This is a genomic window from Sorangiineae bacterium MSr11954 (assembly GCA_037157815.1).
Taxonomy (GTDB): Bacteria; Myxococcota_A; Polyangia; order Polyangiales; family Polyangiaceae; genus Pendulispora; species Pendulispora albinea.
The window spans coordinates 8,784,122-8,799,274 of the sequence record CP089984.1; the positions used below are offsets into that span (position 1 = coordinate 8,784,122).

Sequence of the window (15,153 nt, forward strand, 5' to 3'; positions counted from 1 at the left end):
TTTCCGGTTTTCTTGGGTGGACGTGGAGGTGGAGTGGACTAGTTCTGCGAGGTCTTGAGCTTCACGACGTCCTCGAGGAGCACCTGCTCGTGCCCTTGAGGATTCACCTTGGTATACACCTTTCGCACCACGCCCGTGGGGTCGATGACGAAGGTGGTGCGGTCCCAATAGAGGGTCCCTTTGTAGTCGCTCTGCCCCACCCCGGCGGCGGTGAGCAGCTTGGCCTCGGGATCGGCCAAGAGATCGATTGTAAAGGAATACTTGTCGCAGAAGCTCTTGTGCGACTCGGCGTCGTCTGCGCTCACGCCGACCACCACGATGCCGTTCTTATCGAACTCGCTCTTGGTCGCGGTGAACGACTTGCCCTGGACCGTGCAGCCGGGGGTGTCGTCCTTGGGGTAGACGTACAAAACGAGCCATTTCCCTCGGTAATCGCTGAGCCCCAGCTCCTTTTTGTCTTGGTTTTCGAGGCGAAAATCCGGAAAGCGTTGGCCGACTCCGATCATGATGCACCTCTGTCTTTCGGGGAGGGCGCCGCAATCGGCCGACCTCCGCAAGCGTTCTACGGAACCGCGAACTGCTTACTCTACGCCAAACCCTCGGGAGACCTCGACCGATTCACGCCAGACCGAACCACGTATAGACTCCGCTTCAGTCGTCTTATTCGCCCTCGTCGCAAGACCGCGCTCCGCGCTCCATCCGTCCAGCCATCCGCCCGTGGACGGCGGCGACGGGCGCGCGGTACGGAAAGGAAAATCGTCGTCGTGCAGCATCCCTCGCCTCTTAAAGTGGCACTCTTCGTCTCGGCGTTCTCCGCGGCCGCGGCAGCCGCCCTCCCCGGCTGCGCTCGTTTTGGTGCCGTGTATCCACCGCGGCCGGCGGCGTCGCCCGCGACCCCGGTGGCCGATCCGGCGCCCTCGCGCATCGTCACGCATGTGTCGGTCACCTCGGCGGCGCTGCGTTCGTCCTTGGATGAAACGGTGCCCCGAACGGGCGATGGCGATTTTCAGCTGGCCGGCACCACCCGGAGGTACGCGTGGAGCCGCTCGCCGCTGGCCGTCGGCTTTTCACAAGGCCGCCTGGTGCTCGACACCCGGGTCGATGCCAAGGTCGACGTTCGCGTGAGCTCCCTGGATTTTCCCATCGACTTGAAGGTGGCGGCCGAGCCGGTGGTCAACACCGACTACAAGGTGAAGCTTCAGTCCATCGACGTGAAGGTCACGTCCAGCGACCGAAGGCTCCGCGTGGCCGACTCCGTCGGCGGCGTGTTCGAAGCGATCCGGGCGCAGGTGCATCAGAAGCTGCAAGAGTTCGAATACGATCTCAAGCCGACCTTGGCCGAAGCCTACGCACGTGTGGCACGCCCGCTCGATATCCCGATAGGTGAGGCAAAAGGGTGCGCCATGCTCAAGGTTTTGGGCGTGGAAGCAGGCCCCACCGTGATCGCCGACGGGGTCGAGAAAGATCTGGCGCTGATCGTGGCCCCCTCGGTCACCCTGCCCTGTGCCAACCCCGAGGAGAGCCTGCCGCTGCCGCCGCTGGCAAATGTGGCCACCATCACCCCCGGCCCGTTCACGGTCACCGTTCCCGTCGCCGCCAGCTACGAGGAGCTGACCCGCGCCATGTCGGTCACCTTTACCGATGGGAAGTACTTCTTCTCGACGGACTATCCCAAGCTGTATCTGGAGAAGCCCGAGCTCTACGAGTCGCAGGGGATGCTCGTGCTCAAGATGCACATCGCCGGCCCCGTGCATGCTGCGGGCATCGACACCGACATCAACGGCGACATCTTCTTGAGCGGACACCTTTCCGTCGTCGACAACGAGCTGCGCATGCCCGATCTCGAGCCGACCATCGAGACGTCGAACTTCTTTCTGTCGCTCAAAGCCATGGCCGATGTGGCCAAAATCCGCGATCAAGCGCGCGCCGCCCTGCGGCTCGACATCGGCGAGCGCCTGCGCACCGTGCGCAGCAAGCTCTCCTCGGACTTGACCTTCGGCGGACCGCGCGCGTGCTTCAAAGGCGACGTCGATCGCATCGAGGTGACCGGCGCCTATGCGCACGGGACCTATGTCCGGGTCTATGTGGCGGTCACCGGCCGCGCCGCCGCCGCCGTCCCCTGCCCCAACGCGGGCTGATCCGCTCCCGCTCCCGCTACCGTTCGAGAAAATCCACGGCCGCCGCGATGGCGCGTGGGTCGTGCAAAATGCGGATGTGGCCCAGCTGCTCGGTGCGCACCAGCGCCGCGTTGGGCCATGTTTGGGCCATCTTTTCGCCTTGTTCGAAGCCGACTTGCCGATCGGCCACGTCGTGCAGGACCAAGAGCGGCGCGGTCATGCGGGGCGCGTGCTCCAGGGCGAACACCTGGCGCATGCTCACATTGAGCCATCCTTCGGCCTTCTTCTGCATCTTTTGCCAGACCACATCGGAGACGCCCACGTCCTCACGGAACTGCGCCCACATCGGCTCGAACTCCGTGGCCGGTGCAAAGAACGCCACCCGCGTGGGGCGCAAGGTGCGGGTCATGGCGAAGGTGGTGGCCGCCGCGCCCAACGAGTGCGCGATCACGCCATGAATCGGGCTGAATAACGCCGCCCCGCGCTCCAGCGCCCGCGCAAAGTGCACGATGGACGAGAGGCGCCCCTCCGACTCGCCGTGCCCGGGAAAGTCGATGGCCACGGCGCGGTAGCCCGCCGCCACCACCGCTTGCACGAGCGATGTCATCTGCCCCGAGTGGCCTCCCCACCCATGCGCCAGAATCACCGTCGGCCCCTCGCCCCATGTGCGCGCGATCACGTTCGAGCCGTCGACGTCGAACGAAAACCGCTCCCCTTGCGCCAGCACCGCGCGCTCGTCATCGCGAAGGCGCGCGCCCCTCGGGGTGAAGAAGAGGTGGTGCCCCATGCTCGCCGCCGCATCGGGCACCATGGCGCCCACCAGGCGAAAACCGTTGCGAAACCAGGGCGGGGCCAGAGATTTTTTAGCACGATCGTTCGTGCTATTTATATGGAAAGCGTATGCCATGCTCGTTCTCCTGTACCTTTCGTAGGGTTGGCTCTTGCGGAGAACCAGCCCGCGCATCCTCTCATTTGCAGTTCATTTGCGCGCGCGGCGGCTGCGCGCGAGCAGGCCCTCGAAGGCGGTGCGCGCCCGCTTCTCGGCCGTGGGATCGGCCAGCAGCTTGTAGGCCTGCTCGAACGCCATGCCGATGCCGATGCACTCGTAGGCGAACTGCGTATCGTCCAAATCCGTTCGGAAGTGGCCCTCTTTGACGGCGAGACGCGCGGCGCGCGCCAGGGTGCCGTACCAATCGCGCTGCGACTGCACCAAACGATCGCGCAGCGGGCCAGGGCGATCGTCGTATTCGTGCGCGAGGGACATGAAGAAGCAGCCGCCTTTGCGATCGCGCTGCTCGCTCCCGCGGATCCACACCAGGTACCGGTCGAAGAGCGTCTTCACCCTCGGCTCGCCGCGTGGCTTGGTGAGCGCCGGCAGCACCACGTCCTTGACGAAGAGGCCGATGGCCCGCTCGAGCACCTCGAGCTGCAGCGCCTCTTTCGACTTGAAGTGCGCAAAGAGCCCGCTCTTCGAGAGGTGCGTTCGCTCCGCGAGAACGCCCAAGGTCAGCCCTTCGAGCCCCACCTCGGTGGCGATGGAGTAAGCACGGCCGATGATTTCGTTGCGGGTGTCCTCGCCTTTGCTCACATGGCCATAATAGCACGAACGGTCGTTTCAGCAAGTCCGGCGCAGGATGCGCCAACGATACGTCGAGCGCGAGCCCGAACCCAGCGCCATGCACGGGTACGGGTACGGGTCATGTGCACGTACCCGTGCTGGGGTTTCCACCCGCGCTCGGGCTCGGGCTCGAATCGTCTCTGCTAAGCCCGCGCTTCCCGCTGCGATACCGAGCGCAGAATGGCGGAAGCTTTTCCGCCTGTCTCTTGCTGGGCTAGATCGGAAAGACTGATGACGCCGACGGGGCGCTTTCGATCATCGACACAGACGATGCGCGATTTCTTGTGCTTGCTCATCAATTCCTCGGCCTTGAGCAACTCGTCGTCCGCTTTGCACGAAACGACGTCGGTGCTCATCACGTCTTTGGCCTTTGTTTGCGCCGGGGAACGATGTTCGGCGAGCACACGAATGGCCAAATCGCGATCGGTGAGTGTTCCGATAACCACCCCTTTCTCATCACACACCGGTACGAAGCCGATATTCTTCGAACGCATTTGCTCGGCGACTGCTTCGACGAGAGCACCCCCGTCGCAGCACTCGACGTCCGTCTTCATGAGCTCGGAGCACTTCTTCATTGTCTCCTCCTTCGGTGAACGAAGACAGCCGCTCGAAGAACGGCCTCGCCGTGCCACCAACTGTAAATCTCGGTTGAGCCTGTTGGTCAGGAGGAGTCCTGACGGCAGCTCCGTTAGCGAAGCGCGTGCCGAGGCGCCATCCGCGACACGACCGAGGGCGACCTGCGCGACCTGCGCGGCAGCGAACCTCGCATCAGCCTCTTTTTTTCCGGACACGGCCCCAGGGCCAAAAATTAGGGTACAACCGAATTTGCACACTCTGCCACGATTAGGCGCGCAGCCCCTGCCCTTGTCACGGCGACCCACACGAGGAGGAGCCCAATCATGCAATATCATCTAGGCAGGTTGCTCGATCACGTTCACTTACGCGTCCGCAACCTGGAGGCGAGCCGCCGCTTCTACGATGCGGTTCTCCGTGCGCTCGGCAGGGAGCTATCGGGGCAAAGTGAGCACGGCTTTTTTGCCGACGAGCTCTTCGTCGACGACGACGGTGAACCGACGGGACGGGTGCACCTGGCGCTGCAAGCGCAAGATCGCGAAACGGTGAACCGCTTTTACCAAGCCGCCCTGGCCGCGGGGGGGCGCGACAACGGCCCCCCCGGCGAGCGGGACTACCACCCCGGCTACTACGCCGCCTTCGTGCTCGACCCCGACGGCAACAACATCGAGGCCGTCTACCACGGTAAGACCCAGCGCTCGGCCACCAGCGTCGTGGTCACGCCGATCAGCCGTCTGGATTGATCCGCGACTTAGTCGACGCGCTCGAGGACGGCGGCCGCGCCCAGGCCGCCGGCGGCGCAGATGCCTAGAAGGGCGGTCTGCTTTCCGGTTCGAGCGAGCTCGTTGGCCATGGTGGTCACCATGCGGGCCCCGGTGGCGCCGAAGGGGTGGCCAAGGGCAATCGAGCCGCCGTGCACATTGAGGCGGTCGGGATCGACTTCGCCCACGGCTTCGTCACGACCGAGGCGGCTCTTGGCGAACGAGGTGCTGCCGAGCATCTTCAGCACGCTGAGCACCTGGGCCGCAAAGGCCTCGTGCATGTCGACGAAGTCGATGTCCCCGAGGCGCAAGCCCGCGCGCGCCAGCGCTTTCGGCATGGCCAGCGCGGGCCCCATCAGCAGCTGATCGGAGGGATCGACCCCCGTGTAGGCCCATGACTTGAAGGCGGCGAGCGGGCGGTAGCCGAGCGCGCGCGCCTTCTCCTCACTCATCAAGAGCACGGCGGCGGCGCCGTCGGTGAGGGCGCTGGAGTTGCCGGCGGTGAGGGTGCCCTCGCGCGCGAAGGCCGGGCGAAGCTTCGACAGTTTTTCAAGTGTGGAATCGGCGCGGACGAGGCCATCGGTGTGCACCCATTTGCCGCCCGAGGTTTGCACGGGGAAGACCTCGTCCTCGAAGCGCCCGGAGGCGATGGCGGCCGCGGCGCGCTGGTGCGACTTGAGGGCAAAGGCATCTTGCGCCTCGCGGGTGATCTCGTTGCGGCGCGCCATGCGCTCGGCCGATTCGCCCATCACCTCGCCAGTGGAGCGCTCGGCCACCTTGGGCTGGCGCGGAATGAGGTCGGTGACCGGCAGGAGCTTGGGCGCCGCGGCCAGGTAGTCGGCGGGGGTGGGCCTGCCCAGCGCGAGCGGCGCAAAAGCGTGCACCAGCTTTTGCGGGAGCTTCACCTCGGCGTTGCTGGTCGAGTCGGCGCCGCCGCATATGAGGACATCTGCCTCGCCGCGCTCGATGGCCGCCGCGCCCGAGGTGACCGCTTGCAGCCCGGAGGCGCACGCGCGCGTCACCGTGTACGCTTCGCAGCCGGGGTCGAGCCGGAGATCGAGCGCGATCTCGCGGCCCACGTTGGGCGCGCCGCTGGGGAGGATGACGCCGCCCCATACGATGCCCTCGACCTCGCGGTACGGGAGCTCGGTGTTCTTCAGGAGCGCGCGCGTCGCCAGCACCCCGAGGGCGATCGCGTCGAGCTCGGTGTACTCGGAGAATGCTTTGACGAACGGTGTGCGCGCCCCCGCCACCACCACGGCCCGACGTCCTTTTTGAAGATTGCTCGTCATTTGTGTCCTCGTGTTCGTGCGGGTCTTGCGCCGCTCATGCACCAATGAGAGATCCGCCGCATACGCGCAGCACGGAGCCCGTGATGCCTTGGGCGCCCGGGCTCGAGAGAAAGAGGATGGCCTGCGCCACGTCGATGGGGAGCCCGCCCTGGCCGAGCGCGCTCATACGGCGGCCGCCCTCGCGGACCACGAAGGGGATGGCCGCGGTCATGCGCGTCTCGATGAACCCGGGCGCCACCGCGTTCACCGTGACCCCGCGATCGGCGAGCTTGGCGGCGAGCGCGCGCACATAGCCGATGATGCCCGCCTTGGACGCGGCGTAGTTCGTCTGCCCCACGTTGCCCGCGATGCCGGCGATGGACGAGAGGCACACGATGCGGCCGCCGGCGCCGAGCGAGGGCTCCAGCGCCTGCGTGATGGCGAGCACCGAGGCGAGGTTCACGTCGATGGTCTGCTCCCAGAGCTCCGGCTTCATGCGCGCCAGGGTTTTGTCGCGGGTGATGCCCGCGTTGTGGACCACCACGTGGACGCCGCCCAGCTTCTTCAGCGCCTCGGCGATGCCGCGCGGCGCCTGCGGATCGGTCACGTCGAAGAGCAGCGGGGTGCCGCCGATGTCGCGCGCGAGCTTGCCGGTGGCCGCGTCGTCGGCGGGTCGATCCAAGCAAACGACGTGCGCGCCTTCTTGCGCGAGCGCCCGCGCGGTGGCCTCGCCGATGCCGCGCGCGGCGCCGGTGACCAGCGCGATCTTGCCGTCGAGCGGCCGCACGAACAGCGGCTCGACGTCGACGCGGGAGCGCTTGCCCACCGTGATCGGCTGCGCGGTGATGAAGGCCGAGCGCGGCGAGAGGACGAAGCGCAAGACCGCATCGAGGCGCGCGTCCGCGTCGGGCTCCACCCGCACCAGGTTCGCGGTGGCGCCTTTTCGCCCCACCTCTTTGGCGAGGCTGCGGACGAACCCCTCGAGCGCGGTGGCCACCAGGGCGCGCTCGGGCGAGGCGCCGGGATCGGCGCGGCCGATCACCACGACGCGGCCCGAGCGGGCGAGCCGATCGATGTACGCGTGGAAGAAGTCGTAGACGTGCCGGAGCTCCAGCGGGCCGCCGATGCCCGAGGCGTCGAAGACCAACGCGTGAACGCGCGTGGACTCGGTGAGCTCCGCGGCCTTGCGGGGCGGGCGCCCGAAGGCCTCGCCCGACGCACGAAACGCGGCCTGCTGCAGGGTCGTGCCCTCCACGTAGGGCTCGGCGCCGGCGGCGGTGAGCGAGCCGGCGATCTCGGAGACGAGGGCCGCGTCGCGGGTGGCGCCGATGACCACCGCGCGATCGCGCAAGGGATCGGCGACCCAGGGGCCTTTGTCGCGCACGAGCTTCTCCGGCACCGGGACCGGGAGGCCCAACGAGCGAATCACCGTGCGCGCTTGCTTGTTCTGACCGACTTCGACCAACCAGTCATCCATGATCGTCTCTCCTCCGCCTCATGCCTCGGCCCCACGCGACTCGAACTCCCCCTCGAGGTACGCCCCCGCGCCCGGCGCATCGCCCACGAAGATCCCGCGGCGGTCGAACCCGTCGCCGTCCGCCAGGTACACACCGACCTGCGCCGGCAAAACGAGCGGGCGCGTGAAGCGCGCCTCCATGGCGCGGATGGCGCCCGCGTTGCCCGAAAAGACGTTGCGCACCAGCGCTTCGTACGCGCGCGCGAAGGTGGAAAACCCGTGCAGAATACACGAACGAAACCCGGCCGCGCGCGCGAGGGGCGCGACCCAGTGGATCGGGTTGATGTCGCCCGTCAGCTTCGCAAAGTCGAGCCCCGCGTCCTTCTTCAGCCGAAAATAGGCGATCTCGCGCGACGACAGCGGCACGGTGACCGGGGGCCGCGGCGCGGCTTTTGGCGCCTCGTGGCCGTTGGTCACGGCGCCATGACGAGACGGAAGCGGAACGTGGGTGCGCCACTCGGCCACCAGCGCGTCGGAGGCTTGCCGCGTTCCGGTGATGACCCGCGCCACCAGCTTGGCGCGGCGGCCGTCGTCGTCCACCGACTCGAGCCGCGCTTTGACGAACAGCGGCTCACCCAGCGCGAGGGGCGCGCGGTTCTCCAGGCGGAAACCGGCGTTGATGACGCGCGTGAGCGGATACCCCGCTTGCGCGAGCACGCGGCCCACCACGTCGAAGGCCCACTGCGGCGCAAAATGCGGCGGGAGCCGCCCGCGGTAGTGCGCGGGATCGCCGCCGACGTGGCGCACGTACGCGCGCACCAGCTCTTCGCTGCGCGGGGGCAGCTCTTCTTCGATCCATGCGCCGGGGAGCGCGGCCGGACGCTGCGCGGTGCGCACGAGCGCTCCCACCGCCGCGCGCCCGACGGCCCGAAGCGCCGGGCCTTGCGAGAGGAGATATTTGCTGGGAATGGTCACGGGATTACTCCGCGGCTGCCAGCGCGGCATCCCGCGCGCGCCGGGTGGTTGAGGGGTTGGAGGGCGTGGCGTCCGAATCGCTCTTGCGCTCGGGCCGGGGCGCATCGCTCGCGGCGAGGTTTTGCAAAATGCGATCGCCGGTGGTGGTGATCTCGCGATGAAGGGCGTGGCAGCGCAGCTCGGCGCGCTCCAGGTAGCGCTCGAGGAGCTCGCGCCGCTCGGGGAACTTTCGGGCTTGCTCGAGGAGGACGTCGCAGATGGCCTCGTCGGCCAGGATGCGGGTGACGCGCTCCGCGTGGAGCATGGCCCGCGCAAAATCGCGCTTGGGGTTCCATCCGCCCAGGGCGCGGCGCAAGCTGCTCGAGCCGCCCGAGTTGCCACGCAGCTGGTCGGGCAGCGAACGAAGCTTGTCCACCGCCGTGCGCGCGGCCAGGTGCTGCAGACTGCGGAGGGCGAGCAGCTCGATGCCGGCCACGCGCCGCGCCAGCGGATCGCGCGCCGACGTGCGCTGCCATCTGGCCCGCGCCAGCCGCGCGAGGAAGGCGTGGGGCCTTCGAACGAGCGCCAAGAGCTGGTCCTTCATCGCCATCAGCGCCTGGATCTGGCTGGTGCCCTCGTAGATGGGCATCACCATCGCGTCGCGCAGGAGCTTCTCCGCGCCGTAGTCGCGCGTGTAGCCGGCGCCGCCGTGGATCTGCATCGCGCGACGCGCCATCTCCACCGCCTTTTCGGCCGCGAGGTACTTCAAGAGCGGCGTCACCCGGCGTGAGCTCGCGACGTGCATGGGCAAATGGCGCTGAATGCGCTCGGTCTCCTCGGGCCTCGCGATCCCCTCGCCCACCTTGTCGAGAAAGCGCAGCTTCTGCGACATCTCCTCGTGAAACGCGCCGTACATGGCCAGGGCGCGCAGGCCTTGGATATCGGTGCGCATCTCGTCGAGGTAGTCGGCGATCATCTCGTGGCGCGCCACGGGCTTGCCCATCGAGCGGCGCTCCTCCGCGTAGGCCTTGGCCATGCGGTAGGCGGCCTCGCAAAGGCCGATGCTCTCGAACCCCACGCCGAGCCGCGCGTTGTTCATGAGCAGGAGCATGCACTTGAAGCCTTCGCCGCGCTGGCCAATGAGCTCGGCCGGCGCCCGCTCGAACAGGAGCGACGCGGTCACCGAGCCATGTTGCCCGAGCTTCTCCTCGACCCGGTCGATGGTCACGTACCGGTGGCGCGTACCATCGGGCCGGTCCTCGTACGCTTTGACGAGAAACATGGAGAGCCCGCCCAGGCCGGCCAGCGGATCGTCGCTCGCGCCCGGCGCACCGGCGCTTGGCGCGCTTTCGGTCCGAGCGATGACGAAGTGGTACTTGCCGTGCCCGGAGGTGATGAAAATCTTTTGCCCGCTGACGAACCAGCGCCCGCTCGCGTCTTGCTCGGCCACCGCCCGCAGCGCGGCCATGTCGCTCCCCGCGTTGGGCTCGGTGATATCCATGCTCCCCCACGCATCCCCCCGCGCGACCTCGTCGATTTCATCGGCGAAGCGGGTGCGGAGGATGCGCGCGCGCTCGGGGTCGAAGCTGGTCGAGCCTTCGCTGAGCGAATAGGCGAGCATCGCCAGCGCCATCCCGCCGTGAAACGAGTGGTGGGCCATGACCGACACATCGGCCCGCGCGATCAGCTCGATGTTGACGAAGTAGGTGAGGAGGGGCGCGTTGAGCCCTCCGAGCTCGCGCGGAAGGCAAAGCCGGTGCAGATCCATGGCGCGGATCCGTTCGAAAATGGCGGCCATGGCGGGGCCTGCGACCACCTCGCCATGTTGCAAGCGCACCTCCTCGCGATCGATGGCGGCCGCTCGCGTCGCGATGTCGTTGGCCGCGAGATCGCCGACCATTTCGGCCACCTCGCGGTAGAACGCCATGGCTTCGCCCTCGGCTTTGAATCCCCCTTCGGTGCGGTAGCCGTATTCGGTGACCTCGACGAGCGGGGCCCAATCGATACCTTTGTCGTAATAGAAGGCGAGATCGTCGTTGTCCTTGAAGAAATTGCTCATCGTTTCACCCCGGCCCGGGGCCGCCCGATGCCCAAACTGCTCCGTGCAATGCGCAGGAGCTCCCGTTCGTAGCGCGCGCGCGCCTCCTTCGCATCCTTCGACTCTTTCCCGTCTTTGCCGTCCTTCGCGTCTTTCGTCTCCTTCGCATTTTTGGCGTCCAGCACCGCCATGGCGACGCTCTCGGATGCGCTCGCGCCGATGACCAAAAGAAGAATGTGAATCACATACGCTTCCGCATCGACCTCGGGCGACGTCTCCCCGCTCGCTTTACCCCGCTCGATATACCCCGAGACGGCCGCAAGCCAAGGGCGCACGGCATTCTTGAGCAGCGCGCGCACCTCGGCCGGTCGATCGAGCATCTCACGCGCGACCAGCCGCGCCCGATCCGGATCGGCCGCAAAAAACCGGCGCAGCTCCCCGATCACCCGCTCGAACCGGTCATCGCCCGCTGTGGCCGCAAGCAAGAGGTTCGGCAACGTCTTCTGCCAGTGATCGAGCATATTGCCCACCACGGCGCGCCGGAGCTCCTCCTTCGATGAAAAGTGATGCAGCACCGCAGGCTTGGTGACCCCCACCTCGTCCGCGATCAGCTGCACCGACGTTCCATCGAAGCCTCGATTGGCAAACAACCGCGTCGCAGCCGCGAGCACCCGCGATCGCACGTCATCCTCCGTCTCGAGACGATTTACCATTCGATTGAGATACGCTTACCACTTGGTAAGACGAACGCAAGGGAGATCGCCCTTCCAGCTCCCTCCCCCCCCAACCGATACGAGAATCAAGCCCACACCGAGCAGGTGCGCAGTCGTGGCGCGTTCATCGGCAAGGAAGAACCCGAGGGTCCACGTATTTCCCTTCGACATATCGAATTATAATTACACAAACGCAACCCATACTACCCAATACCGATTAGACAATCGCGCGCGCAGCTTCGCTCTTTTTCCTAGCGCTCCTTGCGCCCTAGCGGTTGATTCTCTCTCTCGACGAAGGCGCCACCCCATTCGACATGGTCGACAGCCCTAACGGCAATGCTGTTCACTTAGGATTTCTCTCGCTCTCGTACACGTTCCCCTTCCCGATCTTCTCTCCCCGGAGCCTCGGGTACGGGTTCGGGTTAAATGAATGGCATTGGCCCTAGCACTACTCGGTCACTTTTTACTTTCCATTCGGCGGCCGCTCTGCTCCATTGTGGGCCGTGTCTTCGACAGGTTGGGAGCAGCGCTTCGATCGGTTCCTCGAGCCCTTTCTCGCGGCGTGGCGGACGAAGAAACGCAGGTATTGGGCACCGCTCTACCTGCGAGGGCTACTGCTGCCCGGCGAGCGGAAGAGTATCGAGCCGCTGGCAGAGCGAGTTGCGCCTGGTCACGAGCAGGAGTTGCGTCACTTCGTAAGCGAGTCTGCTTGGGACGCCGCGGCGGTCGAAGAAGTGCTGTGGGAGAAGGCGGATGCATTACTTGGTGCGGACGATGCGTTCTTGATCATCGACGACACCGCACTCCCAAAGAAGGGAAGCGAATCGGTTGGCGTCGCACATCAGTACTGCGGAGCGCTCGGAAAACAGGCGAACTGTCAGTGCTTGGTGTCCGTGACGTTGGCCAACGACATCGTTCCCCTTCCGCTGTCCTTGCAGCTCTACGTTCCGATGGATTGGGCTGCCGACCCGGAGCGACGCGCGAAAGTGGGCATCCCGGACAACGTCGTCTTTCGCGAGAAGTGGAGGATCGCGATCGACGAAGTGAGACGCCTTCGGAAAGCGGGCGTTCGGTTCGGGACGGTGCTGGCCGACGCCGGTTACGGCCACTGCACAGAGTTTCGCGAGGCGCTTTCGAGCGAAGGGCTGCTCTGGGCACTCGGAGTACAGTCGACTCAACAGGTCTATCCGGCCAACGTGAAAACCAAGATGCCAGCTCGCATCGGAAATCAGAAACATCCGATTCCGAGCCACCCCGTCGATGCCGCCTCGGAGATGATTCAGGCCCTCGGTGATAAAGGATTCAAGAAAGTCACCTGGCGAACAACGACGACAGGCAGACCGATGAGTGCCCGCTTCGCTCGTTGTCGCGTCGCCATCGCAGACGGCAAGCGAACCGGCGTCGGATGCCGTTTGCCCGGCACGGAGGCCTGGCTCGTCTGTGAAGAACGAGCGAACGGCGAAAAGAAGTACTACCTAACGAACCATCCAACCGACGCATCGCTTCGGAAAGTCGTGGGCGCGATCAAAGCGCGCTGGTCGTGCGAGGAAGCCCAGACGCAAACCGTAAAATCTTGGTCCGCTTCGCGCTGGAGCGACGAGTTTTCAAGCTGGTTCGTCGATCGCGACATCGCGGCGTAGCCGAAAACTTGCCCTGCGGCGCGAGTCGTGATGGGGCTCCCTCGCGCGGGGAGGCCATCGGCGATGGCGAAGCGAAAATGGAAGGTCGAGTTACGCGCGAGACCGCAATCCGACGGTTTGGAACGACTCGGGCAGGTGGTGAAGCTCGTGATCGTCCGAGAGGCCGCCGCCCGCGCAATGCAAACGGACAACAACGAGAGGTCGAGGCTCCTCATCCCCACGAGCGTCGGCGTTCTCGAGGAGCGTGATGCATGAAGAACCGAGCGGCGCTGTACGCGCGCGTTTCAACGGCGCGCCAGGAGCAAGAGAAAACGATCGGCTCGCAAGTCGAAGCGATCGAACGCGCGTGCGCCGCTGGTGGCGTGAGCATCGCGCCGGATCGGCGCTATGTCGATGAAGGATTCAGCGGGTCGCGTTTGGACCGCCCCGCGTTCGATGCACTTCGCGACGCCGCGGCAGATGGATTGATAGATGTAATTTACATATATTGTCCTGATCGGCTCGCGCGAAGTTACGTCCATCAGCAGGTCATCCTCGAAGAGCTCACCAAGCGTGGGGTGCGCGTACACTTCGTTGAACATCCTGTCGGCGAGCGTGCGGAGGATCGACTGCTTGTCCAGATGCAAGGCGTGATCGCCGAGTACGAGCGTGCCAAGATCCTGGAACGTACGCGGCGAGGACGAATGCACAAAGTGCGCGAAGGTCGAATGCTTCCTTTTGGAATACCGCCGTACGGATACGCGATCGTCAGGACGAAGGCCGTGCCCGGTGGAAGCATTGTGATCGACGAGGTCGAGGCGCAGAATGTCCGTGCGATGTATCGATGGGTGCTCGACGAAGGGCTGAGTGCACGGCAAGTCGCCAAACGATTGAACGCGCTCGGCATCAAGCCGCGCCGCGCCAAGATCTGGGTCGCAGGCAGCGTGCACGTCATCCTGACCAACGCTGCGTACACGGGCATGGCGACGTACGGCAAACGCGAACCCGCAGAGCCAAAGCGTCCGCGTCGTCCTGGTGGATATCGTAAGAACGCGAAGAGCTCGCACGTCATCCGCCCGCGGGCGCAATGGCTACACGTTTCGATTCCTTCGCTCGTTACCGAAAAGGATCAAGAGTGCGTGCGGACACGGCTGGCGAAGAACAAAATCTGGGCGCCACGCAACGTGCAGCATGACTACTTGCTGCGGGCTCTCGTCACGTGCGGTGAGTGCGGTTGGAAGATGGCGTGTGGGCACCAGTCGAGCGTGTGCAAGCGCTACGAGTATTTTTACTATGAATGTGCTCGCCGCGATCCTGTCGACACCGGGCGAATGAGCAAGTGCACCGCCAAGCGCGTGCGCGCAGAGGAACTCGACGGTGTTGTGTGGGACGCGATTCGATCTTGGGTGCAGAGCCCCGCAATGCTCCAACGCGAACTCGAACTATGGCGAACAAGTCGTCAAGCCGCGTCGAGCGTTGCCAAGGAGCTCGCGCGCCTGGAAGGAGCGAGACGACAACTCGAACTCCAAGTCGAGCGATTGATCGACGCATACCAACGAGGAGCGATCAGCGTCGAGCAACTGAAGTCCCGACGCGAGAGACTCGACAGTGCCATGGACTCCGTCAGCCTCCGAGGCGAGGACTTGATTGGTCAGCAGATGGACTCCACCCGCGTTACACGCATCGCCGATGACCTCGCGGCCTTCGCCTCGACACTCCGCAAGGGATTCGACAAGCTCGACTTCACCGAGCGCCAAAGGATCGTCCGTCTTCTTCTTGAGCGCGTCGTCGTTACCGGCGACAAGCTCACGATCGAGCACGCTATCCCTCTGTCAGGACGATTTGGTGGTTTGCGTCAAGGTGATCGAGCAAGGCCACCAGCAGCTAAAAGAGGAGCTCGGGCTCGACCACTTCGAGGGTCGCTCCTGGCGTGGCCTTCATCACCACGCACTTCTCACTCTCGTGAGCTTCGCGTTTCTTCAACAGGAACGCCTCCGCGAAAATAAAGCTTCGGCGTAGCGAGGACCCGCACC

At 65.4% G+C, this 15,153-nt stretch carries 12 protein-coding genes and 2 pseudogenes; 5 read left to right on the plus strand and 9 right to left on the minus strand.

The annotated features are described in order from the left end of the window. Positions 1-38: 38 nt before the first annotated feature. A complete protein-coding gene (locus LZC94_34175; protein ID WXB12888.1) occupies positions 39-506 on the minus strand; it encodes a peroxiredoxin in 468 nt (155 codons plus the stop codon). Between the two features lie 258 nt (positions 507-764). Here LZC94_34175 and LZC94_34180 point away from each other — a divergent pair, with 258 nt between their 5' ends. Further along, positions 765-2,138, plus strand: a complete 1,374-nt coding sequence (locus tag LZC94_34180) for a DUF4403 family protein (GenBank protein WXB12889.1) — start codon at positions 765-767, stop codon at positions 2,136-2,138. A 16-nt stretch (positions 2,139-2,154) separates the two neighbouring features. Here the strand turns inward: LZC94_34180 and LZC94_34185 are convergent, their stop codons facing one another. The 3 genes from LZC94_34185 to LZC94_34195 form a co-directional block, all read right to left on the minus strand. Continuing rightward, a complete protein-coding gene (locus LZC94_34185; GenBank protein WXB12890.1) occupies positions 2,155-3,024 on the minus strand; it encodes a lysophospholipase in 870 nt (289 codons plus the stop codon). A 72-nt stretch (positions 3,025-3,096) separates the two neighbouring features. Next, entirely contained in the window at positions 3,097-3,705 is a 609-nt protein-coding gene (locus tag LZC94_34190) for a TetR/AcrR family transcriptional regulator (GenBank protein WXB12891.1), read from the minus strand. Between the two features lie 173 nt (positions 3,706-3,878). Beyond that, positions 3,879-4,310, minus strand: a complete 432-nt coding sequence (locus tag LZC94_34195) for a CBS domain-containing protein (GenBank protein WXB12892.1) — start codon at positions 4,308-4,310, stop codon at positions 3,879-3,881. A gap of 324 nt (positions 4,311-4,634) precedes the next feature. On the opposite strand from LZC94_34195, the gene LZC94_34200 reads away from it, so the two are divergent. Further along, complete coding sequence (locus LZC94_34200; protein WXB12893.1) at positions 4,635-5,051, plus strand: VOC family protein; 417 nt, start codon at positions 4,635-4,637, stop codon at positions 5,049-5,051. 8 nt (positions 5,052-5,059) lie between these two features. Here the strand turns inward: LZC94_34200 and LZC94_34205 are convergent, their stop codons facing one another. The 5 genes from LZC94_34205 to LZC94_34225 are packed head-to-tail and all read right to left on the minus strand — an operon-like array spanning position 5,060 to position 11,501. Beyond that, complete coding sequence (locus LZC94_34205) at positions 5,060-6,361, minus strand: acetyl-CoA C-acyltransferase (protein ID WXB12894.1); 1,302 nt, start codon at positions 6,359-6,361, stop codon at positions 5,060-5,062. A 34-nt stretch (positions 6,362-6,395) separates the two neighbouring features. Then, positions 6,396-7,817, minus strand: a complete 1,422-nt coding sequence (locus LZC94_34210) for a 3-oxoacyl-ACP reductase (GenBank protein WXB12895.1) — start codon at positions 7,815-7,817, stop codon at positions 6,396-6,398. Positions 7,818-7,835: 18 nt separating this feature from the next. After that, positions 7,836-8,771 (minus strand): hypothetical protein, encoded by a 936-nt coding sequence (locus tag LZC94_34215; GenBank protein ID WXB12896.1) that lies wholly within the window; start codon positions 8,769-8,771, stop codon positions 7,836-7,838. Between the two features lie 4 nt (positions 8,772-8,775). Then, complete coding sequence (locus LZC94_34220; protein WXB12897.1) at positions 8,776-10,809, minus strand: acyl-CoA dehydrogenase family protein; 2,034 nt, start codon at positions 10,807-10,809, stop codon at positions 8,776-8,778. Continuing rightward, positions 10,806-11,501: a TetR/AcrR family transcriptional regulator gene (locus LZC94_34225; GenBank protein WXB12898.1), complete on the minus strand. Its 696-nt coding sequence runs from the start codon at positions 11,499-11,501 to the stop codon at positions 10,806-10,808. The genes LZC94_34220 and LZC94_34225 overlap by 4 nt, the downstream gene beginning before the upstream one ends. A 503-nt stretch (positions 11,502-12,004) precedes the next feature. Here LZC94_34225 and LZC94_34230 point away from each other — a divergent pair. The 3 genes and pseudogenes from LZC94_34230 (at position 12,005) to LZC94_34240 (ending at position 15,115) form a co-directional block, all read left to right on the plus strand. Further along, positions 12,005-13,141: an IS701 family transposase gene (locus LZC94_34230; GenBank protein WXB12899.1), complete on the plus strand. Its 1,137-nt coding sequence runs from the start codon at positions 12,005-12,007 to the stop codon at positions 13,139-13,141. Between the two features lie 251 nt (positions 13,142-13,392). Continuing rightward, positions 13,393-14,460, plus strand: a pseudogene (locus LZC94_34235) (recombinase family protein). 520 nt (positions 14,461-14,980) lie between these two features. Further along, a pseudogene (locus tag LZC94_34240) lies at positions 14,981-15,115 on the plus strand (IS701 family transposase). Positions 15,116-15,153 lie beyond the last annotated feature (38 nt).